General features: G+C 54.5%; 25 protein-coding genes. 18 read left to right on the top strand and 7 right to left on the bottom strand.

The window, feature by feature from the left end; genetic code table 11:
• The first annotated feature begins 20 nt into the window (after nucleotides 1-20).
• From BW33_RS17265 to BW33_RS28570, 5 genes are all read left to right on the top strand, one after another.
• Nucleotides 21-1,136, top strand: coding sequence for a nucleotide-binding protein (locus tag BW33_RS17265; protein ID WP_160168819.1), 1,116 nt, complete (start codon nucleotides 21-23; stop codon nucleotides 1,134-1,136).
• Between the two features lie 28 nt (nucleotides 1,137-1,164).
• Entirely contained in the window at nucleotides 1,165-1,896 is a 732-nt protein-coding gene (locus BW33_RS17260; protein WP_047600182.1) for a sulfite exporter TauE/SafE family protein, read from the top strand.
• Nucleotides 1,897-1,926: 30 nt separating this feature from the next.
• Nucleotides 1,927-3,306, top strand: a complete 1,380-nt coding sequence (gene phnY, locus BW33_RS17255; RefSeq protein WP_081794229.1) for a phosphonoacetaldehyde dehydrogenase — start codon at nucleotides 1,927-1,929, stop codon at nucleotides 3,304-3,306.
• A gap of 75 nt (nucleotides 3,307-3,381) precedes the next feature.
• Complete coding sequence (locus BW33_RS17250; RefSeq protein ID WP_081794228.1) at nucleotides 3,382-4,437, top strand: aspartate carbamoyltransferase; 1,056 nt, start codon at nucleotides 3,382-3,384, stop codon at nucleotides 4,435-4,437.
• A gap of 102 nt (nucleotides 4,438-4,539) precedes the next feature.
• A complete protein-coding gene (locus tag BW33_RS28570; RefSeq protein ID WP_081794227.1) occupies nucleotides 4,540-5,400 on the top strand; it encodes a TauD/TfdA family dioxygenase in 861 nt (286 codons plus the stop codon).
• A gap of 83 nt (nucleotides 5,401-5,483) precedes the next feature.
• On the opposite strand, the gene BW33_RS17240 is transcribed toward BW33_RS28570, so the two are convergent.
• Together BW33_RS17240 and BW33_RS17235 are read right to left on the bottom strand one after the other, a co-directional pair.
• Complete coding sequence (locus BW33_RS17240; protein ID WP_047600180.1) at nucleotides 5,484-6,254, bottom strand: class I SAM-dependent methyltransferase; 771 nt, start codon at nucleotides 6,252-6,254, stop codon at nucleotides 5,484-5,486.
• Nucleotides 6,255-6,975: 721 nt separating this feature from the next.
• Nucleotides 6,976-8,502: a nucleobase:cation symporter-2 family protein gene (locus BW33_RS17235; protein ID WP_047600179.1), complete on the bottom strand. Its 1,527-nt coding sequence runs from the start codon at nucleotides 8,500-8,502 to the stop codon at nucleotides 6,976-6,978.
• A gap of 253 nt (nucleotides 8,503-8,755) precedes the next feature.
• Here BW33_RS17235 and BW33_RS17230 point away from each other — a divergent pair, with 253 nt between their 5' ends.
• A complete protein-coding gene (locus BW33_RS17230) occupies nucleotides 8,756-9,040 on the top strand; it encodes a BrnT family toxin (protein WP_047600178.1) in 285 nt (94 codons plus the stop codon).
• A gap of 3 nt (nucleotides 9,041-9,043) precedes the next feature.
• Nucleotides 9,044-9,376: a BrnA antitoxin family protein gene (locus BW33_RS17225; protein WP_047600177.1), complete on the top strand. Its 333-nt coding sequence runs from the start codon at nucleotides 9,044-9,046 to the stop codon at nucleotides 9,374-9,376.
• Between the two features lie 2 nt (nucleotides 9,377-9,378).
• Here BW33_RS17225 and BW33_RS17220 read toward each other — a convergent pair whose 3' ends face one another.
• Nucleotides 9,379-10,206 carry an arylamine N-acetyltransferase family protein gene (locus BW33_RS17220; RefSeq protein ID WP_047600176.1) on the bottom strand — a complete coding sequence of 276 codons (828 nt, stop codon included), beginning with the start codon at nucleotides 10,204-10,206 and terminating at the stop codon, nucleotides 9,379-9,381.
• Nucleotides 10,207-10,306: 100 nt separating this feature from the next.
• Nucleotides 10,307-11,101, bottom strand: coding sequence for an exodeoxyribonuclease III (gene xth / locus BW33_RS17215; protein WP_047600175.1), 795 nt, complete (start codon nucleotides 11,099-11,101; stop codon nucleotides 10,307-10,309).
• 127 nt (nucleotides 11,102-11,228) lie between these two features.
• Between xth and BW33_RS17210 the strand changes: the two genes are divergently transcribed.
• Both BW33_RS17210 and BW33_RS29885 read left to right on the top strand, forming a co-directional pair.
• Nucleotides 11,229-11,813: a GNAT family N-acetyltransferase gene (locus BW33_RS17210; protein ID WP_047600174.1), complete on the top strand. Its 585-nt coding sequence runs from the start codon at nucleotides 11,229-11,231 to the stop codon at nucleotides 11,811-11,813.
• Nucleotides 11,814-11,903: 90 nt separating this feature from the next.
• Nucleotides 11,904-12,203 (top strand): hypothetical protein, encoded by a 300-nt coding sequence (locus BW33_RS29885; protein WP_047600173.1) that lies wholly within the window; start codon nucleotides 11,904-11,906, stop codon nucleotides 12,201-12,203.
• A 91-nt stretch (nucleotides 12,204-12,294) separates the two neighbouring features.
• On the opposite strand, the gene BW33_RS17200 is transcribed toward BW33_RS29885, so the two are convergent.
• Both BW33_RS17200 and BW33_RS17195 read right to left on the bottom strand, forming a co-directional pair.
• Nucleotides 12,295-13,863, bottom strand: coding sequence for a sensor domain-containing diguanylate cyclase (locus BW33_RS17200; RefSeq protein WP_047600213.1), 1,569 nt, complete (start codon nucleotides 13,861-13,863; stop codon nucleotides 12,295-12,297).
• A 382-nt stretch (nucleotides 13,864-14,245) separates the two neighbouring features.
• Nucleotides 14,246-14,911 (bottom strand): ribonuclease T2, encoded by a 666-nt coding sequence (locus tag BW33_RS17195; RefSeq protein ID WP_047600172.1) that lies wholly within the window; start codon nucleotides 14,909-14,911, stop codon nucleotides 14,246-14,248.
• A 255-nt stretch (nucleotides 14,912-15,166) separates the two neighbouring features.
• Between BW33_RS17195 and BW33_RS17190 the strand changes: the two genes are divergently transcribed.
• From BW33_RS17190 to BW33_RS17155, 8 genes are all read left to right on the top strand, one after another.
• Complete coding sequence (locus BW33_RS17190; RefSeq protein WP_047600171.1) at nucleotides 15,167-15,463, top strand: hypothetical protein; 297 nt, start codon at nucleotides 15,167-15,169, stop codon at nucleotides 15,461-15,463.
• 73 nt (nucleotides 15,464-15,536) lie between these two features.
• The gene (locus BW33_RS17185; RefSeq protein WP_047600170.1) at nucleotides 15,537-17,108 is read left to right on the top strand and encodes a hypothetical protein; all 1,572 of its coding nucleotides are present in this window, start codon (nucleotides 15,537-15,539) and stop codon (nucleotides 17,106-17,108) included.
• 229 nt (nucleotides 17,109-17,337) lie between these two features.
• Nucleotides 17,338-17,808: a hypothetical protein gene (locus BW33_RS17180; RefSeq protein WP_047600169.1), complete on the top strand. Its 471-nt coding sequence runs from the start codon at nucleotides 17,338-17,340 to the stop codon at nucleotides 17,806-17,808.
• 102 nt (nucleotides 17,809-17,910) lie between these two features.
• The gene (locus BW33_RS17175) at nucleotides 17,911-19,617 is read left to right on the top strand and encodes a copper resistance system multicopper oxidase (protein ID WP_047600168.1); all 1,707 of its coding nucleotides are present in this window, start codon (nucleotides 17,911-17,913) and stop codon (nucleotides 19,615-19,617) included.
• Nucleotides 19,618-19,628: 11 nt separating this feature from the next.
• Nucleotides 19,629-20,519, top strand: coding sequence for a copper resistance protein B (locus BW33_RS17170; RefSeq protein WP_047600212.1), 891 nt, complete (start codon nucleotides 19,629-19,631; stop codon nucleotides 20,517-20,519).
• 32 nt (nucleotides 20,520-20,551) lie between these two features.
• Complete coding sequence (gene copC, locus BW33_RS17165; RefSeq protein WP_047600167.1) at nucleotides 20,552-20,926, top strand: copper homeostasis periplasmic binding protein CopC; 375 nt, start codon at nucleotides 20,552-20,554, stop codon at nucleotides 20,924-20,926.
• Between the two features lie 3 nt (nucleotides 20,927-20,929).
• Complete coding sequence (copD, locus tag BW33_RS17160; RefSeq protein WP_047600166.1) at nucleotides 20,930-21,799, top strand: copper homeostasis membrane protein CopD; 870 nt, start codon at nucleotides 20,930-20,932, stop codon at nucleotides 21,797-21,799.
• A gap of 58 nt (nucleotides 21,800-21,857) precedes the next feature.
• Nucleotides 21,858-22,643 carry a transporter substrate-binding domain-containing protein gene (locus tag BW33_RS17155; RefSeq protein WP_047600165.1) on the top strand — a complete coding sequence of 262 codons (786 nt, stop codon included), beginning with the start codon at nucleotides 21,858-21,860 and terminating at the stop codon, nucleotides 22,641-22,643.
• 135 nt (nucleotides 22,644-22,778) lie between these two features.
• On the opposite strand, the gene BW33_RS17150 is transcribed toward BW33_RS17155, so the two are convergent.
• A complete protein-coding gene (locus tag BW33_RS17150; protein WP_047600164.1) occupies nucleotides 22,779-22,994 on the bottom strand; it encodes a hypothetical protein in 216 nt (71 codons plus the stop codon).
• A 132-nt stretch (nucleotides 22,995-23,126) separates the two neighbouring features.
• Between BW33_RS17150 and pseH the strand changes: the two genes are divergently transcribed.
• Entirely contained in the window at nucleotides 23,127-23,678 is a 552-nt protein-coding gene (gene pseH / locus BW33_RS17145) for a UDP-4-amino-4,6-dideoxy-N-acetyl-beta-L-altrosamine N-acetyltransferase (RefSeq protein ID WP_047600163.1), read from the top strand.
• Nucleotides 23,679-23,707: the final 29 nt, after the last annotated feature.

Here is a 23,707-nt window from a genome sequence, read left to right as displayed (position 1 = left end):
CTTCTATGAGAGAGCTATTTATGAGCGAGTTGAAAGAGTCAGGATTAAATAAGATTGCTGGTAATGTAAAGTTTGGGGACGTCACCGTCAAATCCATCGCGTCTAACATTAGGAATTTACCTGCCCATGTATTGCAGCAAGCAAGTTTAATAACATCCGGCGAAGGCATAGAAGGCGACATCGTTCTAGGGAAAGTTATTAGTAGCGTCGGCGCGGTAAATCACATAGAAAACAATAATGGTCGAGATGTCACCCTCTATAAAGGAGACCTATTCTTTGGCGTGTTAGGCAATAGAAAATCCAGTACTTCAGAATACGGCGGCATTTATGACAAAATAACTATTTCTCCGGATGCCCCAATCACCCTTGATCTACTTGCAGTTGGCGGAATTCTAGGTTACGGGAAAGCCGTTTCCCCCTTACGAACAGTCAAACAATTCTTAAAAGTGCAAGTCGAAGGTTTTCTTGGGATTCCTGGAGTACATAGCAACTTAAATATTGGAGATCTACGTGGTAGCCCATATAGCGAGAAGCCCCCGACCGACACTCCAATTTTATTTATATGTGGAACCTCAGCCGAAGTAGGCAAGACGACGGCGACAACCAATTTGATTAAAGCACTAAAAAGAAAAGGACTTCGAGTATCTGCCACAAAGCTTACTGGAACGGGACGACTGAGAGATATTTTGGCCATGCAGGACGCAGGAGCGGACTTTTGTCTAGATTTTCCGAGCGTTGGTTTGTCTTCTACCTATACCGATAAAGAAAAAGCCATATCAGCGATATCAGACGTTTTGAATACTGCGTCTGTTGGTGCTGACATCATATTAGCTGAGCTTGGAGGCGATATCATTGAGGCCAATATACCAGCCATATTTGAAGATCAAAGCATAATGAATCGGGTAGTTGGAGTTGTACAAGTCTCAGGCGACGTGCTAGGTATAATTGGTTCACTTGAGCTGTATAAAAAAATGAATTACTCGAAACCAGTCTACTTAACGCTGCCAAAAGGTCGCAATCCGATAGGAACTAAAGAGCGTCTTTTTCAATTCGGACTGGAAGCATATGACCCTCTTTCAGATGAAGACTCCGATGCTACCGTAGAAAAGGTGATGGCCAGCATTAATCCGCTGTAGGTTCAAGACTAACTAGCAAAGGGTAGCGATGATTATAGTTTATAAGGTGATAGCGCTTTACCTCCTGGTGTTGATTTCCTCTGTTTTATCAACGGCCTTCGGTGTTGGTAGCTTTGTACTAATCCCTATATTCACTTTCTTTTTTACTGCAAAAGAAAGCGTTGCAATGGCGTCACTTTACTTCACGTTTCAAAACATAGTAAAGCTTGGTTTTTTTTGGCGATTCATCGACTGGAATATCTCAAAGAAAATTCTGCTTTATGGACTTCCGGGAACTATCGCAGGAAGCGCTTTACTTCTCTATATAAATATCAGCTTTTTTCAGAAAATGTTGGGGATTGCAATACTTGCATATGTCGTAAAGGACTTACTTAAGCTTAAGACTAAGGAGGTTACACCAGCGCAACTCAAGCCCTATCAAATCCCCCTCTTTAGCTTTTTATATGGCGTTAGCTCAGGAGTAGTAGGGAGTGGAAACGCAGTAAAGGGTCCGTTATTTAGCTCCGCAGGTTTGACTAAAGAGACATATGTTGCAACGTATGCGGCAACCTCGTTTCTATTGAACATCCCCAAGATTTTTATCTATGTACAGGGAGGAGTTATCAGCAGAAATGTGCTCTTCGAGTCGTTGCCATTACTGATTGTTTCACTATTGGGAACTTATGTCGGCAAAAAACTTATCTCAAGTATTTCCGAGTCAAGCTTCACACTAATTATAAATGTATTTTTTGTATTTAGCGCTATAGCGTTGATGCTATAGCGTCACTATGAATACCAAGGAGTATATGACATGCAACCTCAGGTTATCACTATCAGAAATCCCTTTAACGGGAGTAGAGTAGGTGAGTTAGCACAGTCTACAAAGTATGATATAGATCGTGCATTATCAATTTGTTCTGATTACAAATCCGAACTATCTCGTTCCGACCGCTCAAAAATATTGCGTCATGCGGCTCATGCACTGTCCGAAAAAATAGATTCTGCATCCGATTTAATTTCCAGTGAAAGCGGCTTATCGAAACAAGACTCTATCTATGAAATAGGCCGAGTTATTGATGTACTGACTTTTTCAGCCATTGAGGCTTTACGAGATGACGGCGAGGTTTACTCATGTGATGTAACCGACCATGGAAAATCTCGCAAATTATTGACAATGAGAGAACCATTGGATGGAATAATTTTTGCAATAACCCCATTCAATCACCCGATCAACCAGGTGGCTCACAAAGTTGCCCCGGCCATTGCAGCCAACAATAGAGTTATTTTAAAGCCGTCAGAAAAGGTCCCACTATCGGCTCTGTTTTTCGCTCAACTTCTTTACGACGCAGGACTGCCAGAGCCAATGTTGCAAATTATTGTGGGGGATCCAGATCGAATCACGTCTATCGTTCTAAATTCACCTAGCGTTAAGTTAGTCTCTTTCACCGGTGGAGTAGAGACAGGTAAGAGGCTCCTGGCAGCTGCGGGTTATCGACGTACCATTCTTGAGTTGGGTGGGAATGATCCTTTGATTGTAATGGAGGATGCTGACTTGGACTTGGCCTCAGATCTTGCTGTTAGAGGTTCCTATGCTAATTCGGGTCAAAGGTGCACAGCAGTAAAACGGCTGCTGGTACAAAAAAGCGTTGTCAAAAAATTTACGGAGCTTGTAGTTGAAAAGACCAGACAGTGGGAGTTCGGTGATCCGTTCTCCCCTACCGTTAAAGTTGGAACGGTTATTAATGAGGCCGCTGCGCAACATATTCAAGAGCGGGTCAACGGCGCCATGTTGGGAGGGGCCCGACTGTTACTAGGGAATAATCGTTGCGGGGCGCTGTATTCCCCGACTGTTCTGGACAATGTTACGCCCAAGATGGAAGTGGTCATGCGCGAGACCTTTGGACCAGTCACCCCGATTTTGACTTTCAACTCAATCGATGAAGCAATATTTATAAGCAACGCGACCTCTTACGGATTATCTGCCGGGATTTGCAGCAATAGGCTGGATTGGATTACTCAGTTCTCCAAAGAGTTGAATGTTGGTTCAGTTAATGTCTGGGAGGTACCTGGCTTTAGAATTGAACTAACACCATTTGGTGGCATTAAAGATTCCGGACTTGGCCATAAAGAAGGTGTGCGAGAAGCGTTCAAGAACTATACAAATTTAAAAACATTAAGTTTTCCTTGGTGAATCTTATGCCCTCGGAATAAATGCTGGATTCGCTCACCCCATAAACTACGCAAATATAAATGTGGACTTTAACAAATGTCGTATTCAATTTCGTACAACGCTAACCCTCAACTGTTGTCTGTAGGACAGCTTACATTGGACAGTATTGCTGAGCTTTTTCACTACGCGGACATGCTCAGGCCTGTGGCATCACGTGTAAAAGTGTGCAGGATTCTTGAAGGCGCTGTTTTAGCTAACTTATTTTTCGAAGCCAGCACGAGAACGCGCATAAGTTTTGGTGCTGCATTTTCTCGACTGGGGGGTGCTGTATGCGATACAACGGGATTCACTTTTTCGTCAATGGCAAAGGGAGAGTCAATTTCAGATACCAGCAGGGTAATCAGCGGTTACGTAGATGCAATCGTTGTACGCCATCCCGAAAAAGGTGCAGTTTCTGAATTTGCTGCTGCCACAAACTTACCCCTCATTAACGGTGGCGACGGACCTGGAGAACACCCGAGCCAGGCACTTCTTGATCTGTATACCATAATCAACGAGTTCTCCAGAGTTGGGAAAAGCATTAACGGATCTCACATCGCGATGGTGGGGGATTTGAAGTATGGGCGCACAGTTCACTCACTTATCCAATTGCTGTCATTATACAAAGGAATCAAATTCACACTCATATCTCCAACCTCATTGCAAATGCCAAGTTATATTCTCGACGCGGTGGAACATAGTGGAAATGTAATTGAACAGCGAACAAGTTTCGGCGAGGAGTTAAAAGGAATTGATATAATTTATGCCACCAGGATTCAGAAAGAGCGTTTTACTTCTGAAGAGGTCGAAGGCTATTCACCTAATTTCCAGGTGAATAAATCTTTTATTGAGGCTCACTGCAAATCTAACGCAATTGTAATGCACCCGCTACCCAGGGATAGCAGGGAAGAAGCTTATGATTTGAGCACAGATTTAGACAGTGATCCCCGGCTCGCAATTTTTCGTCAAACCGACAATGGCGTCCCTATTCGAATGGCTCTATTTTCAATGTTAATGGGTGTAGAGTCTCAGATCGAAAGAAATCTAAGGAATGCCACTTGGAAGTCTCCGAAGTTCATAGGACCTAATGATCATTTTGCCCTGCGTGAGTGATTCACTGATCATCAGCAGCTTGTACTTATCTAAGTATTCACTCATGGTATTAACGAAGGAATATCCATCCTATATTTTGTTTCAGCTTGAGAGGACTTAAAAATGATTATTGCGACCAAGCAGGAATTTAATTGCATTAGTTACGAAACCAATCACCTACTAATCGAACGTACAAAAGAAAATCTACGAGACAGCGGTATAGCATATATAAAACACTTCCCTTTAGCCTCAAGTACATACGTGTCATTGGCGGAACAACTTGGAACACCGCTGATCAACTATTCTTCAAAAAGCACGCTTAACGATGACGCTCCCGACCCAGTGATAAACCGGGTAAAAGTAAAAAAAACCAGTACTAATGAAGCGGCCTCTGTTCGTTATATTAGTGACGACTTGAAGCCTCACAATGCCCGCTCCTGGCTTAACCCAAGACCCTCTTATTTTGCAATGCTCATGGTCAATTCTGGCTGGGTTGATACCCATCAAGGTAATAGAGGCGAGTCTAAAATTGTCAGATGGGAGTCTTTTTTTAAGAAGTTTCATTCGTTGAGCCCGGAGAAATACGACAGATGCTTGAAACGCCTCCTTAATACCAATATAAAATTTTCTGCTGACAACGTCAAAGAAGACACTCTGAATTCACCCTTGATATATACACTTTCGGATGCAAAGAGCGAGTTCGACTACGGCGTTCGATTAAAACAGGATCTTCTTGAAAAATTTTGTACATTTTCCGATTCGCTGGAAAATGCCGAGAGCTATTATTCCGAACTCAAATATTTTGTTGAATCTGTCAGACAATTAGATGCGCACAACTACTACACAATGGAAGAAGGAGATTTAATAATAATGGATAACAATAGGTATGCACACGGACGATACCCTATACTAAGTGAGCGACTAAATAGCGAGAGCATAGTGGAGTCCAATCCGCGAGAGATTTGGAGTTTGACGATAAGCTAACGTTTTTTGCCTTTGAGGGCGACTTTAGTCGCCCACAATCCGTAATGCCTCCGGCAACGATTTAGCAGGCGTAACTCTGTCAATCAATCCAAACGGCGGCATAAATAGGCTTGGGTTTGATATGGGAACTCAATAGTTTCACGCCCGCGCAAGAATGGGTGAGTTTCGATCAGGTACTGCAACTGCTCGGTTACTTTCGCCTTTTCGGCAGGAGGCAGAGCTGCGATGAAGCTTACCGACAGGATCCGGTCAATGATGACTTCCTTGGCACTACCTGAATGCGTGTATCGAAAACAGGTCAGTTCGGGGGTAGAAAAGTGGTGCCCCGTGAATGGTAACCGCCAGAACCCGGTATGAAAGCGCGGAGTATCGCCTTCGTAAGGAGTAATGATGTCAGTGATGGCAGCCACCCAGTCCACCGACTCATCGCGTACGTTCCAGATCAGTCCCAGTCGGCCGTTCGGTTTGAGCACTCGATGAATCTCGGCAAGAGCCCTTTCGTTTGCAAACCAATGGAAGGCTTGGGCGCACACCAGTGCTTGCGCTGTTTCAGATCCGAACGGGATACATTCGGCCGTCCCGTCCAGAATCCTGATGTCCGGTAGGCTCTTGGCAAACTCGGTTCGCATAGCCTCAACAGGTTCGACTGCAACAACATCGATCTCCATGGATTTCAACAATCGAGTGAATTTTCCAGTGCCAGCCCCTAAATCGATAACCGTCGATCCCGGAAGGGTGCCGAGTACGTCTCTAAGCCATGTATGTAGTTCGATTGGATAGCCCGGGCGCCCTTTGGCATAGGTACTGGCTTGCGATGAGAAGCCAATCTGAGCAATCTTTTGAATACCTGCCATGAGTAGCGAACCTCGTTGTGAATGTAATCGAGTTTATAAAGTGTTTTGTGTGCAGCCAAGACTTCATGCCTCACTTGGAGCCGCCTGCGGCAACCGGGTAGCGGCGGTCTGAGCCTGGTCCTCGCTATCGGGCCATAAGCCGTCCTCCAGCGTTACGTTCTCAGCGCGTAAATTTCCTCCTAGAGGTGGACATCGTCACCTTAAGCGTTGGGATGAGGATGCTTTGTAGACCGGATGCTTGCAAAACAGACTACATAGCGCTTGGCCGACTGGCTTGAAGTTTTGACAGGCCGCCACAACCAAAAGCAGTCACTCGGATTTGCTTTTCTGATCCAGCACAGAATGGCCTGCGTACGCCACCTTTGGCAGCTTGCTGCTTCCGTGCTGATGGGTATAGAAAGAATTTGCACAAAATACGGGCTAGATTAGGATAATAGTAAGAATACAAATTTTAAAAATCAGCATAATTTCAATGTAAAACAGATGCTTATTGTTCTATTCGAGTCCAGGTCGTGGAGCCAAATAGCAAAGCCCCTGAATCTAAAGATTCAGGGGCTTTTTTGTGGGCGCTCGAAAAGATTAAAAGATCGCAGCCTGCGGCAGCTCCTACATTTGGAATGCGTTCCCCTGTAGGAGCTGCCGCAGGCTGCGATCTTTTGATCTTCAAATGAAAAAGGCCGATCAGTCTCGTACTAATCGGCCTTTTTCATTCAATCAGCGATCAGACGTGTTCGCTGCTCTTCACCTGGGGCTTCGCCGCGCTGTGCCCATGATCGTGATCCGAATCGACTTCGATCACCGGCACTTCCTTGCCATCGCAATCATGCAGCTTGCCGTCGCTGAAGTAATCGCCCTCACGCAGCGCCGCCAGATCGCGATAACGCAGGGTGCGTTCTTCCGCCGCGGCAAACACCGACTGCTGGTCAGAGTTGCCGGCAGTGAAGTGGTTGAAGGTCAGGTTCAGCACAATCGCCATGATCGCCGACGAGCTGATGCCCGAGTGGAAAATGGTCGCGAACCAGCTCGGGAAATGATCGTAGAAGTTCGGTGCGGCAATCGGGATCATGCCGAAGCCGATCGAGGTTGCGACGATGATCAGGTTGACGTTGTTGCGGTAATCGACCTTCGACAGCGTGCGAATCCCGCTCGCCGCCACCGTCCCGAACAGCACGATACCGGCACCGCCCAGCACCGAAGTCGGCACTGCAGCGATGACCCGGCCCATGAACGGCAGCAGACCGAGAATCACCAGGAAGATACCCCCGGTGGCCACCACAAAACGGCTCTTGATCCCGGTCACCGCCACCAGCCCGACGTTCTGCGCGAAGGCGCTCTGGGTGAACGAACCGAAGATCGGCGCAAACATGCTCGACAGCATGTCCGCCCGCAGACCGTTGCCCAGGCGTTTGGAATCGACTTTGGTGCCGATGATCTCACCGACCGCCAGAATGTCCGCCGAGGTTTCCACCAGGGTCACCATGACCACGATGCACATCGACAGGATCGCGGCGAAGTGGAAGGTCGGCATGCCGAAGTGGAACGGCGTCGGGAAGCCGAACATCGGCCCTTGAGCAACACCGGAGAAATCTGCCATGCCGAGGAACACCGCCAGAATCGTGCCGATCACCATGGCCAACAGGATCGACAGACGCGAGATGGTCGAGCTGCCGACCTTGCTCAGCAATAACACCAGCACCAGCGTCACGGCCGCCAGACCGATGTTCTGCATGCTGCCGAAGTCCGGCGCATGGCTGTTGCCGCCCATGGCCCAGCGCGCAGCCACCGGCATCAGCGTCAGGCCGATGGTCGTGATCACGATGCCGGTGACCAGTGGAGGGAAAAACTTGGTGATTCGCGAGAACACCGGAGTGATCAGCAAGCCGATCAACGACGCGGCAATCACCGCGCCCAGCACCGACTGAAAACCGCCCTCCCCGCCACTGCTGACGATCGCGACCATGGTCGCCACACCGGAGAACGACACGCCCTGCACCAGCGGCAACTGACAGCCAAAAAACGGAAGACCCAGGGTTTGCAGCAGTGTCGCCAGTCCCCCCGCAAACAATGAAGCAGCAATCAACAAACCAATGTCCGCCGGCGACAGCCCGGCCGCCTGGCCGATGATCAGCGGCACCGCAACGATACCGCCGTACATGGTCAGAACATGTTGCAGGCCGTAAGCCATATTCGCGCCGACCCCGAGATTTTCGTCCTCGGGCCGTTGGTGTGAAACATGGGGCGTTTTCATGTGGGGGGTTCCCTGGTTTTTGTTATGCGCACACTGTATTCAATACTCGTGACAAATGTCCATAGAGTTGTATACAACTTATCAGTCACATAATGGATAGGTAGCCACCCAAGCTTCTATCTCGCCACCTCCATCTCCCACAAATCCGGCAACACATCCCCTCCTGTCCCCGGTTTTTATCCCACTAGGCTGAAGTATTCATGGCGACCAGCGGTGCACCGGCGCTCTTTTTTATACATATAAAGTATGCATAATGAAGTCATTCGAAATTCAGTACGACAAAAGCAAGAACGCGGCCAACAAACTCAAGCACAGGGGCGTCAGCCTTGCCGAGACCGAGCCGGTCTTTCACGACGAACGCGCGCTGACGATCGAGGACAACGACCATGACCAACAGCGCTGGATCACCCTCGGCCTCGACGGCAAAGGGCGTTTGCTGGTGGTTGCGTACAGTTATCGCGAAGGCAACGTCGTACGAATCATTTCTGCACGTGTCGCCACACCGAGCGAACGTCGCGCTTATTTTCAGGAGGCTTGATCGATGAAAGACGAATACGACTTCTCGCAGGGCAAACGAGGCGCCTTGGCGCCCCACAAGGGCAAGACCCGCATCACCATCATGCTCGATGACGCCGTCATCGAAGCCGCGCGCAACGTGGCGGAAAACGAAGGCTTCGGTTATCAGACGGTGATCAACAACACCCTGCGCCATGCCCTGCTGGAAGCTGGCAGCAAAACGCAGGAGGCCGAGCCGCCCCACTCCGGGCAATTCAAGAAAGGCATCACCGCCGCCGACCTCAAAAGCCTGGAAAAAAAGCTCTCGGCGGCGGTTGGGGAAATCCGCCGGGTGCTGGAACCGGAGGCCAAGCCCTGAGATCAGGCCGGCACGAGCATTCGCGCCAACGACTGACGCACGTGCGGCTGGTCAGGCAGGCGCAGGCCGAACTCCTGCTCCAGCACCTCGATCAACTCATCGACATCCGCCACCTCGCGCCGCTCGCTGTCGGCGCCCATGTGATGAATCGCGAAGCTGCCGTTGTTCAGGGTGCGGCGCCAACCATTGCCGGTGCGCGCAACCATCAACCGGTTGGCAAATGGTGACTCGGGATGGGTCGAGACGTACCAGTTGCCGAGGGTGTAATCGATGTCTTCCTGGCGTTGCAGATCAAACAGGTACATCGCGCGCCATTCGTCCGCGACACTGGCGCGCAGCATGTAGCCGTCGGACTGCTTCTCGATGCGATAGGACTCATGCGGGGTCGACTGTTCAGCCTCGGTATCGAGCAACAGCGGCGCGGTCGGCACCATGCCGCCAAAACCGACGTCGGTGATGTAGCGCTCGCCCTCGATGATCACCAGGCTCAAGCGATGGGTGCGCGCCGTCCACGTACCCTCGGGTTGCGCCAGCACCACGCGCCCGGAGATGCCACGGGCCTCGAAGCCCAATTCCTGCAGCAACGCCAGAAACAGATTGTTCAGTTCGTAGCAGTAACCACCCCGGCCCCCGTAGAGAACCTTTTGTTCGACCGACGCCAGATCGATCAGCACCGGCGCGCCAGTGATCGTCGACAGGTTCTCGAAGGGGAAGACCCCGGTATGGCGCAACTGCAACTGTCGCAGGGTTTCCAGGGTCGGTGCCGGTGGAGCGTCGAACCCCAGGCGTTGCAGATACAACGTCGGATTCGCCAGACGTGGCTCGCTCATTGCTCAGTCCTTATGCATGTGGCCGCGGCTCGCTGCGCCGCTGGCCGACAGGTATACGGGATTGGGCCCCGACTCCGACAATTGATTTCGCCAATCACCGCTACCGGCGCTTGCGCGAACCGATGCGAATCCAGGTCGGCGCATGGTCGCTGGCGTGCGGTTCGTTGCGCACCCAGGCGTCGACTCCGGCCTCATGCAAATACGGACTGAGTGTCGGATTGAGCAGCAGATGATCAATGCGCAGACCAGAGTTGGTTTGCCAATGCTGGCGGAAGTAATCCCAGAAGGTGTAGAGGCGATCCTCGGGATACAGATGCCGCAGCGAATCAGTCCAGCCCTGATCAAGCAGCCGTTGATAACACTCGCGGCTTTCGGGTTGCAGCAGCGCATCCTTGAGCCAGGAGCGGGTGTTGTAGATGTCCATGTCGGTGGGCACCACGTTGTAATCGCCGGCCAGCACCACCGGATGGTCACTGCTTTGCAGATCTTTTGCGTAGCGGATCAAACGCTCGAACCAGGCCAGTTTGTAGTCGAACTTCGGCCCCGGTTGCGGGTTGCCGTTGGGCAGGTACAGGCAGCCGACCAGCACCCCGTGCACCGCCGCCTCCAGATAACGGCTGTGCTTGTCCTCGGGATCGCCCGGCAGACCGCGACGGCTCTCCAGCGGTTGCGCATCGCGGGCGAGAATCGCCACGCCGTTCCACGACGCCTGCCCGTGCCAGATCGCGCCGTAACCAGCGGCTTCCAGTTCGGCGGCCGGGAAAGCACTGTCGACCGACTTGAGTTCCTGCAGACAAGCGATGTCCGGTTGCTCGCGCTTGAGCCACTCCAGCAGGTTCGGCAAGCGTGCGCGCAGGCCGTTGACGTTGAACGTGGCGATCCGCAGGTTTTTCATCGTCCAGACTCCGGCGAACAGGGTGTGAAATTTGTGACCCTGTGCTAACGGCGGTGGTTGCATCGGATCAACCGGCTGCGGCGTAATAGGCGCTCGCCACTGCCCCGAACTGCCGAGACCTGCTCCCATGCTCACCACGCTGCAAGGCCCGCGCATCCTCCTGCGCCCGCTTCAGTACACCGACGCCGACGCCCTGCTCCAGGCTGCCGCCGACGGCGAACTGTGGAACCTCACCGTTACCGTGGTGCCTTCGGCGAGCACCATCGACAGCTATCTGAAAAAAGCGCTCGACGGTCGTGATGCCGGCAGCGTCATGCCATTTGTCATCGTGCTGAAGGATAGCGGCGAAGTGATCGGCTCGACCCGGTTCTGGAAGATCGATCCGATGAATCGCAAACTGGAAATCGGTAGCAGCTGGATCTCGGCACGCTGGCAGAAATCCTTCGTCAACACCGAAGCCAAATACCTGATGTTGCGCCACGCCTTTGAGGTGCTCGACTGCGTGCGAGTGCAGTTCACCACCGATGAGAACAACCAGAAGTCGCGCAACGCGATTCTGCGCCTCGGTGCGCAACAGGAAGGCATTGTGCGCCACGAGCGGATCATGCCGGACGGCCGCAAGCGTAACTCGGTGCGTTTCAGCATCATCGATGACGAGTGGCCGCAGGTGCGTCAGGCGCTGGAGCAGAAACTGGCTGAGGATCGAGGCTGAGGCTCGACAACCGCTCGTCAGCCAATCGGCACCAACGATTGCTGCCTTCAGACCAAAGTCAGGTAACCGAGCCTTTCTGGAGACGTAACCATGACATCGCGCAAACTGACTTCCCTGTTGCTCGCCGGGCTGCTGGCCACCGCCTCGGTCGGCGCTTTTGCCGCCAATGACGGGGCAGATGCCTCAGGCACCAAATCCGGTGCTACAAGCGGCACCAACATGCCACCCAACACCAACCCCGGCGCACCAAAAAACGGTGACAGTACCGATGGCGCCGGCAAGGGTACCGGCACTAACAGTGGCACCATGGGTTCTGGATCGGGGGCGGGGGGCGGCACCGGTTCGGCCGGTGGCGGAACTGGCGGTGCCGGCGGTGGGACAGGCAGCTGAACGAACAAGCGTGACCGCTGGTGATCCGGCATGAAGGCATGAATCTGTGGCGCTGGAATCTGATTCCTCGCCACAGATCAAACGCGGGTCTTCAGCGATCCGAACGCATCAACTCGGCAACCCCGGCCTCCAGCGACAACACCGCCGCACGATTGCGCCCGGCATTTTTCGCCTGATACAGCGCCGCATCGGCACACTGGATAAACGCCTCCAGGCTGTCATTGCCGCTGGGAACAAACGAGTAACAGCCCAAACTCACCGTCAGATACCCGGTCGGCGATCCGCTGTGAGTTATGTACTTTTCCATCACACTGCGGCGGATCTGCCCGGCAATCGCCAGCGTACCGTTGATGTCGGTGTCCGGCAGCAGCACCGCAAACTCCTCGCCACCATAACGCACCGCCAGGTCAGCCTTGCGCTGGCAACAATTCTTCAGCACCTGCGCCACCTGCGTCAGACAATGATCGCCTGCCACATGGCCGTAGGCATCGTTGTAGCGCTTGAAGAAATCGATATCGAGCATGATCAGCCCGACCGGACTCGACTGCCGTGCACCGCGAGCAAATTCGATCTCCAGCGATTGCTCGAACAGCCGACGATTCGCCAGCCCCGTCAGGCTGTCGTGGGTAGCGATCTGCTCCAGTGTGCGCTGTGCCTTGCGCAGGTTTTTCTCGATTCGCTCGCCGTCGCGCACCTGATGAATGAACACCCAGCCGAACAGTCCGACGCCAAGAATCACCAGCGCCACAATCACGCTGGACTGAAAGGCTCGCTCATACCACCCCTTGAGAATCGTGTCGCGCGAAGAGGCGGACGCTACCACCAGCGGGTAAGCCGCCAACTGGCGGTAGCCGTACAAGCGCACCACGCCGTCGACCACCGACTTGATCATTGCAGTGCCGGCCGGGGCTTCGGGCAGCAGCTTCTGGTAAATCCTGCCTTGCGCCAGCGACGAACCGATCAGGCCTTCGTCGAACGGCCGCCGCGCGAGCAATGTGCCGTCCTTGAGTCCGAGAAACATGATGCCGCTGTCATCAAGGCTGAAGCTTTTGAAGAACCGGTCGAAGTACGCCATCTTGATCCCGGCCATCAGCACGCCCTGAAAATTGCCGGCGCGATCGTTGATCCGTTTCGAGATCGGGATGACCCACTCGCCATTCTCGCGGCTGCGAATCGCCGGACCGATGTGCGCCACGGTGGAAACATTCTGCTGGTGAAACTTGAAGTACTCGCGGTCAGCGACACCCTTGCCACGGGGCAGGTCCGGGAACGAGGTGATCACCCACTGGCCCTCGCGGTCGAACAGGAACATGCCGTGCAACTGCTCCAGTTGCTGCACCCGACGTGCAAAAGTTTTTTGCAGACGTGGTCGCTGTGCGGCGCCGTATCCGTCGTCCTCGACCCAATCAGCGAGACTGGTGAGCACCAGGTCGGCGGCCAGAAACGTGTCTTCGGCCTGCTGCGCCATGGCCCGGGTCAGGTTGGTGGAAGCGATCTGCGCATTTGCCAGATCCTGGCGTCGTGTCTGCTCCAGTTGCAGATAGAGCAAGCCGGACAGACACAGGCACACCGCAACGATGAACAGCGCTGCCGCCTTGCGCAGCGGCAGGCGTTTAAGCGTGCCGGGGGTCTGATGCGGGTCGTGAATGGGGATTGGCAAAAACATGTCCTGGGCAGGTACGACAGGGGCCGCAGCCCGAAACCCTTACTTTTTGTGAGCGTAGCCCACCGGGGTGCGCACAGCAAACCCGCAGCGCCATCACACTCCCGCCCAGTTGTATCGGCGCGCAAGAGATTTGGATGAACGCTGCGCGGCGATTTATTTTCAGTTGTCGTTTTGCGGGTGATCGTGCCCATTGATCAGGCAAGCGAGTCTTGGCCCGAATACTCGAGTTCACCAAAACCCTGTGGCGAGGGAGCTTGCTCCCGCTGGGGGCGAAGCGCCCCGTCTTACCCTAAAAGCAGGGGCCTGCTGCGCAGTCCAGCGGGAGCAAGCTCCCTCGCCACGGATTCAGTGTTTGTCTTGGCTGTTTTGAATCACATCAACGCGACGGCGGCACCCGGATATCCCCTGCCCGGCACTGGGTCTTCACGCCCTTGCCGCACGCGCCGAACTGCAGATCCTTGCCCATGCACACCCGCACTTCCGAGAGTTCCGGGCCGCTGCAGATCACCGCGATGCCATTGGCCGGGATCCCCGGATTGGCCTTGCGGAACAGGTCAGCGATTTCCTGGGCTTCGAAGTAATACGAGGAGCTGAACGGTTGCAGCTCCTGCGGGATTTTCACCGCGCCAAGCGCTTTGTCCGCTTCGTCCAGATAACCCATCGCGCCGAGACCGCTGCAGGTGCCGTGTTTGGACCATTCGTGATCGAGCAGTTTCCTGGTCGGGAACAGCGTCAGGCCCCTGGTGGTTTCCGCCGCCGACAGCGTGGTCAGTGGTGGGCAGGATTCCGGCCAGCCACCATTGGCGTATTGCGGCCACAAACCATGCAGCACGAAGCCGTAGCCCTTGCCGGAACATTGCACGTCATCTTTGTGAGTGAGGCAGAACGTCGGTGACCAGGACAACGTCAGCAGGTAGTAATCGAACTGCCCCGCCACCGCTTCCGTTTGCACTTTGCTGGCGTTCGACTGACGCGCCGAACTCAGGCCGATGCTACCGGCCGTCAGCGCGATCAGCGCCACAACTGTAAAAAGCTTTTTCATGTAACCGCTCCTTGCGTTTGATTACCTGTTCCAGTTAGGGCTGATTTGAACAGCCGGAAACATTTTTTCATAAAGAAATTTCAACCCTGTGACGAGAACAGTCGGTTGGAATAGGCGTGAAAAGTGCCGGACAACGGGGAGAAGGCGATATCACCTTGACATCACCCCATCACACCTCTAAAAAGTCCGGGTAAATTGGATCCGAAGTAAAAATCTGATAGGGCCAGAGGCCAAATCGCCAAGGAGCTGTAAACAATGAAAAAAATCTTTATAAGAATTCTTGCTGCAGCAGGAATCACAGGCATCGTTTTTACTATATTGGCAAATGGCTATCTGATCTACTTGAGAGACCAGCCGATCTTTATAAAGATCGCAGCGGCGTTGATAGCCATGCTCTCCGCGTTTAAAGCCTACAAATATCTCAAGCACGCAATAGAACATGCCCAGGGCAAAAAAGACGCACCAAAGCTGAGTACTCCAATCTTTATGGTTGCCGTCGCGGTATTGGTGTTTTTCGTAACCCGCTATCTAAGCAACAACCCACTGATTTAAGAAACCATTCCCTTTACGACTCAATACGCACATCACGCGCCCTGATCATTTAAACACAAGGACAGCCAAAACAATGGACTTTAAAAACATGGCGAATGCCGAGTACTTGTTGATGCACAAGGACTTTTACAAAACACAAGAAAGCATCGAAGAGATCCTCGACAACAAAGCAGATGAAAACTCCCTGACATTGCTTTCCTCTCTTTCATTCAAGCATCATCAAGCGAAAGTCTTTAAGGAATGGTCCATTTCCAGGCTCGCAAATAACAAATCTCAACAGCAACTGCTTGAACAACACACCCCTTATGGCAGATTACAGATCTGGACCTGCTGGAAACACTATCTTTCCCATTTGAATCAGAAGCCATCGCAGCAATCATTGCAGGATAGCTTAGCGACATTACACCGCACCTTTTGCAAACTAAACGACTCCGATGGCGAACAACAACACCCGCAACAGTACTTTTTGACTACGACAACCGCATTTTCCAGGGACAGCTGGGAATTTCAGTTTATTCGAGCAAAAAAAATCTTCCTGGAAAACAAAACCCTCGCCCCTTACATCTCCGACTTTGAAAGCCACTACAATATAAAGCTTGTCGACTATTTGAATATTATTTATTTAATGGTCAACATCTACCATTTGAAGGACGACATCGATTATCTCAACCCCACCCAGCTTGATCGATGGGTGCTCGATATCGACCACATTTGCGCAAGCGTTCCGATTAATCGCAAAACGCTCACCGACGTGCTCGGCCTCATTTCCAGCACCCTTGAAGAAAGCCAGTCATTTGCAAAAAGCACGATAGACGAACCAAACAACTTTACACTGTTCCGAAACCGTCCTTTTATAAAACTGAGCGAAACTCGATACCTCCCTATCGAAGGCAAGCTTGTTGAAGATCTACTATTCAACAATCTGTATTACAAGATCAAAGATCTTTATGTTGGAAAGTCACCATTCATGGATGATTTTGGAGGTGCCTTCGAGACGTATGCCGTCAATCTCTCCAACACGGCATTTTCAGAAAAGAAAGACCAATACAAAATCATCCCCGAATTTCCTTTCGGCAAACCCCAACGCATGTCTCCTGACTTGATGATTTCCTGCCCGGAGAACAACTCAGTAACTGTAATCGAAATAAAGTCGGCACGGGTTCTCGACCGGGTGTTTTCAACCGAGCGCGATGATGAAGCGGTCGACAACTCGTTCGAGAAAACCAAGGCGCGCCCGCTGATTCAAGCTCGCACTCGCATAGGGGAAATAGTTCAGCGCAAGGTTCACCCGGATCTGACTGACAGCAAATACTATCAGTTCCTTGCGGTCACAATGAATGACTTCCCGCTTATACTGGAAAACATTGTCTTCACGGGCCCAGCCGGCGAAGACATCAGTTCGTCATTTTTCTCGATGAACATCGAAGCATATGAAGTCCTTTTAAAAATTATTTCCTGCGATTATGAGATAACACTGGACAACATACTTAATGGCTACAATCATTACAAACACAAAATGTCGATAAAAACCTATCTCAGCAGAGTATTCACGCACAACAACCTTCATAGCGAAACGTTCGTGCAGATCATCAATGGTTCAAGATCCGAATACATCGACTACTTACGCGCTTCTCGTAATTCTTGATAAACTCCTGATCAAAAAAAGACAGACCGAAACTAATGTTTCGGTCTTTCCATTTTCCTGAAACAGCCCCTTCCAGAGAAGTCATTCATCTGAACGCAGTCCAGAATTCACGGCTGACTTCCAGGCTGTCTTCTTGCGGTTTTGGCGTTACCTTCATGACGCAAGGCAACGCCACACCCCGTTGAACGGTCTACGATTAACAGGCAGACATCAAACCAAGGGATCCGAAATGAGTAAAGCAGACGAACTCGCCGCCAAACTCAAGCAAACCCGGCACACCCATGCGGATGCCGCGCTGGAGATCGATTGCTGGCCGGCGCAGGTCTACGATCTGTACCACCGCATCGAGGTCTGGCTGCAACCCGTCACCGAAGTCGGCCTGAAAATCCGCCGCAATCCGACCCACGTTTGCGAGAGCTCACCCGATGGCGAAAGCCACGATTACGCGATCGACCAACTGGTGATCGAAGCCAATCAACAAACCCTGACCTTTGATCCCATCGCACGGTTTACCGAAGACGGCGCCGGCCGCGTGCAGATCACCCTGCCGGATCGCAACACCTACCTGCTGCGCACTGTCGATGAGCATCATGAAAGCCATTGGTGGCTGCAAACGGTGGAAACCGGTCATGAACTGGATGCGATTGCGCTGACCGAGAACAACCTGTTGCAGGTGGTGCAGGAAGGGCTCGGCCTGTAACGCGAGCGGTCAAACTGTCAAAACTGTAATCCTCCTCTCAGCCAACTGAAAGCCAGCGCTGGTTAGCCTCTCCGTCATGTATCAAACGGGGACTTCCAGCGCATGCCTTCCAACACCTCAAGACGCACCTTCGTCAAAGGCCTGGCCGCCAGCGGCCTGCTCGGCGGCCTCGGTCTGTGGCGCGCGCCGGTCTGGGCGTTGACCCCGCCCGGGCAGATCAACGAACTGAGCGGCAGCGAATTCGAGCTGTTCATCGGCGAAACCCCGGTCAACCTCACCGGCAGCCCGCGCACTGCGCTGACCATCAATGGCAGTCTGCCCGGCCCGTTGTTGCGCTGGCGCGAGGGTGACACGGTGACGCTGCGGGTGCGCAATCGGCTCAAGGACAGCACCTCGATTCATTGGCACGGCATCCTGCTGCCGGCCAACATGGACGGCGTGCCGGGTCTGAGTTTTCACGGCATCGAACCGGGTGGCGTGTACGTTTACCAGTTCAAGGTGCGGCAGCACGGCACTTACTGGTATCACAGCCATTCCGGCCTGCAGGAGCAGGCCGGGGTCTACGGGCCGCTGGTGATCGACGCGAAAGAGCCGGAGCCGTTCCAGTACGACCGCGACTACGTGGTGATGCTCAGCGACTGGACCGACGAAGACCCGGCCAGCCTGATGAAGACCCTGAAAAAGCAGTCCGACTACTACAACTACCAAAAGCGCACCGTTGGCAATTTCATCGACGACGTCAGCGACAAAGGCTGGGGCGCCACCGTTGCCGACCGCACGATGTGGGCGCAAATGAAGATGAACCCCACCGACATCGCCGACGTCAGTGGCGCCACCTACACCTTCTTGATCAACGGCCACACGCCCGACAGCAACTGGACCGGGCTGTTTCGCCCCGGCGAAAAACTGCGCCTGCGGCTGATCAACGGCTCGGCCATGACTTACTTCGACGTGCGCATTCCGGGGCTGAAAATGACCGTGGTCGCGGCGGACGGCTTGCACGTCAAACCGGTCAGCGTCGACGAGCTGCGCATCGCCGTGGCGGAAACCTACGACGTGATCGTCGAGCCCGCCGCCGACGCCTACACCCTGTTCGCCCAGACCATGGACCGCAGCGGTTACGCCCGCGCCACCCTCGCCACCCGCGCCGGTCTGGTAGCACCGGTGCCTGCGCTGGATCCGCGCCCGCTGGTCACCATGGACGACATGGGCATGGGTGGCATGGATCACGGCTCGATGGACATGAGCAACATGGCAGACATGGATCACTCGGCGATGGGCCCGATGCAATCGCACCCCGCCAGCGAACAGGACAATCCGCTGGTGGACATGCAAGCCATGAGCACCGCGCCGAAACTCGACGACCCCGGCCTCGGCCTGCGCAACAACGGCCGCCGCGTGCTGACCTACGCCGACCTGCGCAGCACCTTCGAAGACCCGGACGGCCGCGATCCCGGGCGCACGATCGAGCTGCACCTGACCGGGCACATGGAGAAATTCGCCTGGTCGTTCAACGGCATCAAGTTCTCCGACGCCGAGCCGCTGCGCCTCAAGTACGGCGAGCGCATTCGTCTGGTGCTGGTCAACGACACGATGATGACCCACCCCATCCACCTGCACGGCATGTGGAGTGATCTGGAAGACGAAAACGGCAACTTCCAGGTGCGCAAACACACCATCGACATGCCCCCCGGTACCCGTCGCAGCTACCGGGTCACGGCCGATGCACTGGGCCGCTGGGCCTATCACTGCCATCTGCTTTATCACATGGAAACGGGCATGTTCCGCGAAGTGCGGGTGGAAGAATGAAGGGGCCGATCATGACTCGAATCGCAACGTTCTCCTTGTTGCTCATCAGCACTTCCGTCATGGCCGCCGCCGACATGCAAGGCATGGATCACAGCCAGATGCCCGGCATGGATCACAGCCAGATGCCCGGCATGGATCACTCGATGCAAAGCATGGACGACGGCATGATGCAGCCCGCCGCGCCGACAGAAAGTCGCACGCCGATCCCGGTGCTGACCGACGCCGACCGCGCCGCCGTGTTCGTCAGCCCCGGCGGCCATCAGGTGCATGACAGCGCAATCAACAGCTACTTCCTCGCCGACAAACTCGAATGGCAAAACGCCGATGACGGCAGCGCTTTGGCCTGGGATCTGTCCGGCTGGATTGGCGGCGATATTGATCGCCTGTGGCTGCGCTCCGAAGGCGAACGCAGCAACGGCAAGGCCGAGGACGCTGAGCTCCAGGCATTTTGGGGCCACGCGATTTCGCCGTGGTGGGACGTGGTCAGCGGCGTGCGTCAGGACTTCAAACCCGGCGCCCCACAAACCTGGGCTGCGTTCGGTGTGCAGGGCATGGCGCTGTACAACTTCGAAGCCGAGGCCACGGCGTTTCTCGGCGAGGGCGGACAAAGCGCACTGCGGCTGGAGGGCGATTACGACATTCTGCTGACCAATCGGCTGATCCTGCAGCCCACCGCCGAGCTCAACGTCTACGGCAAAAACGACCCGCAACGGGGCCTCGGCTCCGGCCTGTCGAACACTGAAGCCGGCCTGCGCCTGCGCTACGAAATCCGCCGCGAATTTGCGCCGTACCTCGGCGTGACGTGGCACCGCACCTACGGCAACACCGCCGATTACGTCCGCGAAGAAGGCGAAAATCGCAGCGAAGCACGGCTCGTGCTTGGTGTGCGGCTGTGGTTCTGAATCCCATTGAAAAACAACCCCGGAGGTCTTGCATGCGCACGTTGAATATCACCCTTGTACTCGCCAGCGGATTGCTCCTGAGCAGCCTCGCTCAGGCTCACCCGAAACTGCTGTCATCAACCCCGGCCGAAGGTGCCGACGGCGCGGCACCCGACAAGATCGAACTGCACTTTTCCGAGAATCTGCTGACCCAGTTCTCCGGCGCCAAACTGGTGATGACCGAGATGCCCGGCATGGCCCATTCGCCGATGCCGATGAAGGCCAGAGTCAGCGCCGGCAGCGACCCGAAATCGATGCTCATCACCCCGCTCGCGCCACTGCCCGCCGGCACCTACAAGGTCGAGTGGCGCGCGGTGTCGTCCGACACGCACCCGATCACCGGCAACGTCACGTTCAAAGTGAAATGAGCGATGGCTGAACTGATCAACATCATTCTGCGCCTGGCGTTGTATGTGGATTTGTTGCTGTTGTTCGGGGTGGCGTTGTTTGCGCTATACAGCGTTAACGCGCCGCTGCGTTTCAAGCCGCTGTTGCGTGGTTTGGCGTTGATCGGGGCACTGCTGTCAGTGGCTGGACTGCTGCTGATGACGAGCGCCATGAGTGGCGAAACCAAACTTGCCGCACTCTGGCCGCACCTGCAGATGATGCTGCTGGAAACGGACGTCGGGTTGGCGTGGGCGCTGCGCATGATTGCACTGATCGTGGTGCTGGTTCAGCCGGGGATGTGGCTCGCGTCGATGGCCGGCGCAGTCGCCCTCACTTCCCTTGCGTGGAGTGGGCACGGGGCAATGGATGAGGGCTCGCTGCGGTTCTGGCATTTCCTCAGCGACATCCTCCATCTGCTGGCGGCGGGTGCATGGTTGGGGGCCATGCTGGCGCTGGTGCTGCTGGCCCGGGGGCGTGTGGATGAAGCGCGGATTCGCCTGTTGGCAGAGGCGGTGAAACGCTTCGAATGGATCGGCGCGGCGATTGTGCTGACGCTGTCGGTAAGCGGCGTGGTGAATTACCTGTTCATCGTCGGCCCGAGGCTGGATGACGTGCTGCTCGGCACCTATGGGATGTTGCTGGCGATCAAGGTGCTGCTGTTTGCCGCGATGCTGGTTCTGGCGGCGCTGAACCGCTTTCACCTTGGGCCTGCGCTGGAGCGATCCATACGCGATGGACAGCCTGTGATCGCGGCGAATGCACTCAGGCGCAGCGTGCTGCTGGAGCTGGGCATGGCGCTGCTGATCGTGGCGTTGGTGGCGTGGCTCGGCACGTTGAGTCCGGATGCGGGATGACACCCGCGAAGGCCTTTCACTACACTGGCTCACCGTCCTCTGCAGAAGCCCAATGTCCATGACCATTCTAAAAAGCACGATGATCCTTTGCGGCGCGCTGACCCTGGCCGCCGGCGTTCAGGCGCAGGAAAGCCCTTCGCACCTCGACAGCATCCAGCAACAAGGCCAATTGCGCGTCTGCACCACTGGCGACTACAAGCCCTACACCTTCAAGCGCACCGACGGCGACTTCGAGGGCATCGACATCGCCATGGCACGCTCGCTGGCCGACAGCCTCGGGGTCAAGGTCGAGTGGGTGCAGACCACCTGGAAAACCCTGATGCCGGACATGCAGGCCGGCAAGTGCGACATCGGCATGGGCGGCATTTCAGTGACGCTGGAGCGGCAGAAAAAAGCCTTCTTCAGCAACACCCTCGACAGCGACGGCAAAATCCCGCTGGTGCGTTGCGCCGACCAGTCCAAATACCAGACGGTCGAGCAGATCAACCAGCCCAACGTGCGCCTGGTTGAACCGGCGGGCGGCACCAACGAAGCCTTCGTCCACGCCTTCCTGCCCAAGGCGCAACTGGCCTTGCACGACAACGTGACGATCTTCCAGCAACTGCTCGACAACAAGGCCGACGTGATGATCACCGACGCCTCGGAAGCGCTGTACCAGCAGAAACTCAAACCGGGGTTGTGCGCGGTAAATCCGCACCAGTACATGCAGTACGGCGAGAAGGCGTACCTGCTGCCGCGTGATGACATCAGCTGGAAGCTGTACGTAGATCAGTGGCTGCATTTGAGCAAAGTCACCGGCACTTATCAGAAGGTCCTTGGCGAGTGGCTGGCGCTGCCGCAGTAATCTCCCAGGCACAAACATTTGTGGCGAGGGCGCTTGCTCCCGCTGGACTGCGCAGCAGGCCTTCTTTTGAGGGGCCGCTTCGCGCCCAGCGGGAGCAAGCTCCCTCGCCACATTGACCTTCAGCCGGGAAATCTATCAGTCGTCATGCAACATCCCGGAACTGTACTGATTCAAGCTGCTGCCAATACTGTTGCCACCAAACTTGAGGGTCGTCGCATGACTGCGTCCCTCCGGCGACTGACAATCCGAAGAAAAACAACTGGTGGTGGTCAGCCCACCCGCGCCCGAACAGGCACTCAACACCGATACCGCTGCAGCGATCAACAGCACTTTGATGACATTCAGGCGCATGGCACGATTCCCTGGGATAAACACCGCAATCTTCTGCCAACATCCTAGGCCTGCGTCGCGCACGGCAACATGAAACTTTGCTGATCGACAGCGCCGGTTCAGAATCGCTTATCCGCCGACAAGGACATCCCCATGCAATTCCTGCCCCTCACCAACGCCAGCCCCGCAATTCAGGCCCATATCCGCACCCTGCGCAATCAACCGGATGTGCGCAAGTTCATGTACACCGCGCATGAAATCAGCGAACAGGAACATGCCAACTGGCTGGCCTCTTTGCAGGGCAACTCACGGCAACAAGTGTTTGTGGTGATCAAGGATGAGCAAGCGGTGGGCGTTGTTTCGTTGAATGCGATCAACGTTTTACACAAGAGCGCGGACTGGGCGTTTTATCTGGACGTCGGGTTGCAGGGCAAGGGGTTGGGCAGTGTGATCGAGTTCTGGATGCTTGATTACGCGTTTGATGTCGCCGGTCTGGAAAAGCTCAACTGCGAAGTGCTGGCGATGAACGCGGCGGTGGTGAAGATGCATCAGAAATTCGGCTTCGAGATTGAAGGCGTTCGCCGGCAGAACATCCTGAGGGAGGGAGCGCGGATCGACGTTGTTCTGCTCGGTATCACCAAAGACGAATGGCGGAACAAGCGCCCTGCACTGGCGCCAGTGATCCAACGGCTCAACACCGTTTAAAGTCGCAAGGCCGTCACTTGGAGATGACG

It is taken from the genome of Pseudomonas sp. RIT288 (assembly GCF_000631985.1).
Classification (GTDB): domain Bacteria; phylum Pseudomonadota; class Gammaproteobacteria; order Pseudomonadales; family Pseudomonadaceae; genus Aquipseudomonas.
This window is presented reverse-complemented; position numbering and strand designations above follow the sequence as displayed.

Coding starts and splice junctions, on each gene's coding strand:
- BW33_RS17265 (WP_160168819.1), top strand. CDS start 21: ATGAGCGAGTTGAAAGAGTCAGGATTAAATAAGATTGCTGGTAATGTA.
- BW33_RS17260 (WP_047600182.1), top strand. CDS start 1,165: ATGATTATAGTTTATAAGGTGATAGCGCTTTACCTCCTGGTGTTGATT.
- phnY (WP_081794229.1), top strand. CDS start 1,927: ATGCAACCTCAGGTTATCACTATCAGAAATCCCTTTAACGGGAGTAGA.
- BW33_RS17250 (WP_081794228.1), top strand. CDS start 3,382: ATGTCGTATTCAATTTCGTACAACGCTAACCCTCAACTGTTGTCTGTA.
- BW33_RS28570 (WP_081794227.1), top strand. CDS start 4,540: ATGATTATTGCGACCAAGCAGGAATTTAATTGCATTAGTTACGAAACC.
- BW33_RS17240 (WP_047600180.1), bottom strand. CDS start 6,254: ATGGCAGGTATTCAAAAGATTGCTCAGATTGGCTTCTCATCGCAAGCC.
- BW33_RS17235 (WP_047600179.1), bottom strand. CDS start 8,502: ATGAAAACGCCCCATGTTTCACACCAACGGCCCGAGGACGAAAATCTC.
- BW33_RS17230 (WP_047600178.1), top strand. CDS start 8,756: ATGAAGTCATTCGAAATTCAGTACGACAAAAGCAAGAACGCGGCCAAC.
- BW33_RS17225 (WP_047600177.1), top strand. CDS start 9,044: ATGAAAGACGAATACGACTTCTCGCAGGGCAAACGAGGCGCCTTGGCG.
- BW33_RS17220 (WP_047600176.1), bottom strand. CDS start 10,206: ATGAGCGAGCCACGTCTGGCGAATCCGACGTTGTATCTGCAACGCCTG.
- xth (WP_047600175.1), bottom strand. CDS start 11,101: ATGAAAAACCTGCGGATCGCCACGTTCAACGTCAACGGCCTGCGCGCA.
- BW33_RS17210 (WP_047600174.1), top strand. CDS start 11,229: ATGCTCACCACGCTGCAAGGCCCGCGCATCCTCCTGCGCCCGCTTCAG.
- BW33_RS29885 (WP_047600173.1), top strand. CDS start 11,904: ATGACATCGCGCAAACTGACTTCCCTGTTGCTCGCCGGGCTGCTGGCC.
- BW33_RS17195 (WP_047600172.1), bottom strand. CDS start 14,911: ATGAAAAAGCTTTTTACAGTTGTGGCGCTGATCGCGCTGACGGCCGGT.
- BW33_RS17190 (WP_047600171.1), top strand. CDS start 15,167: ATGAAAAAAATCTTTATAAGAATTCTTGCTGCAGCAGGAATCACAGGC.
- BW33_RS17185 (WP_047600170.1), top strand. CDS start 15,537: ATGGACTTTAAAAACATGGCGAATGCCGAGTACTTGTTGATGCACAAG.
- BW33_RS17180 (WP_047600169.1), top strand. CDS start 17,338: ATGAGTAAAGCAGACGAACTCGCCGCCAAACTCAAGCAAACCCGGCAC.
- BW33_RS17175 (WP_047600168.1), top strand. CDS start 17,911: ATGCCTTCCAACACCTCAAGACGCACCTTCGTCAAAGGCCTGGCCGCC.
- BW33_RS17170 (WP_047600212.1), top strand. CDS start 19,629: ATGACTCGAATCGCAACGTTCTCCTTGTTGCTCATCAGCACTTCCGTC.
- copC (WP_047600167.1), top strand. CDS start 20,552: ATGCGCACGTTGAATATCACCCTTGTACTCGCCAGCGGATTGCTCCTG.
- copD (WP_047600166.1), top strand. CDS start 20,930: ATGGCTGAACTGATCAACATCATTCTGCGCCTGGCGTTGTATGTGGAT.
- BW33_RS17155 (WP_047600165.1), top strand. CDS start 21,858: ATGACCATTCTAAAAAGCACGATGATCCTTTGCGGCGCGCTGACCCTG.
- BW33_RS17150 (WP_047600164.1), bottom strand. CDS start 22,994: ATGCGCCTGAATGTCATCAAAGTGCTGTTGATCGCTGCAGCGGTATCG.
- pseH (WP_047600163.1), top strand. CDS start 23,127: ATGCAATTCCTGCCCCTCACCAACGCCAGCCCCGCAATTCAGGCCCAT.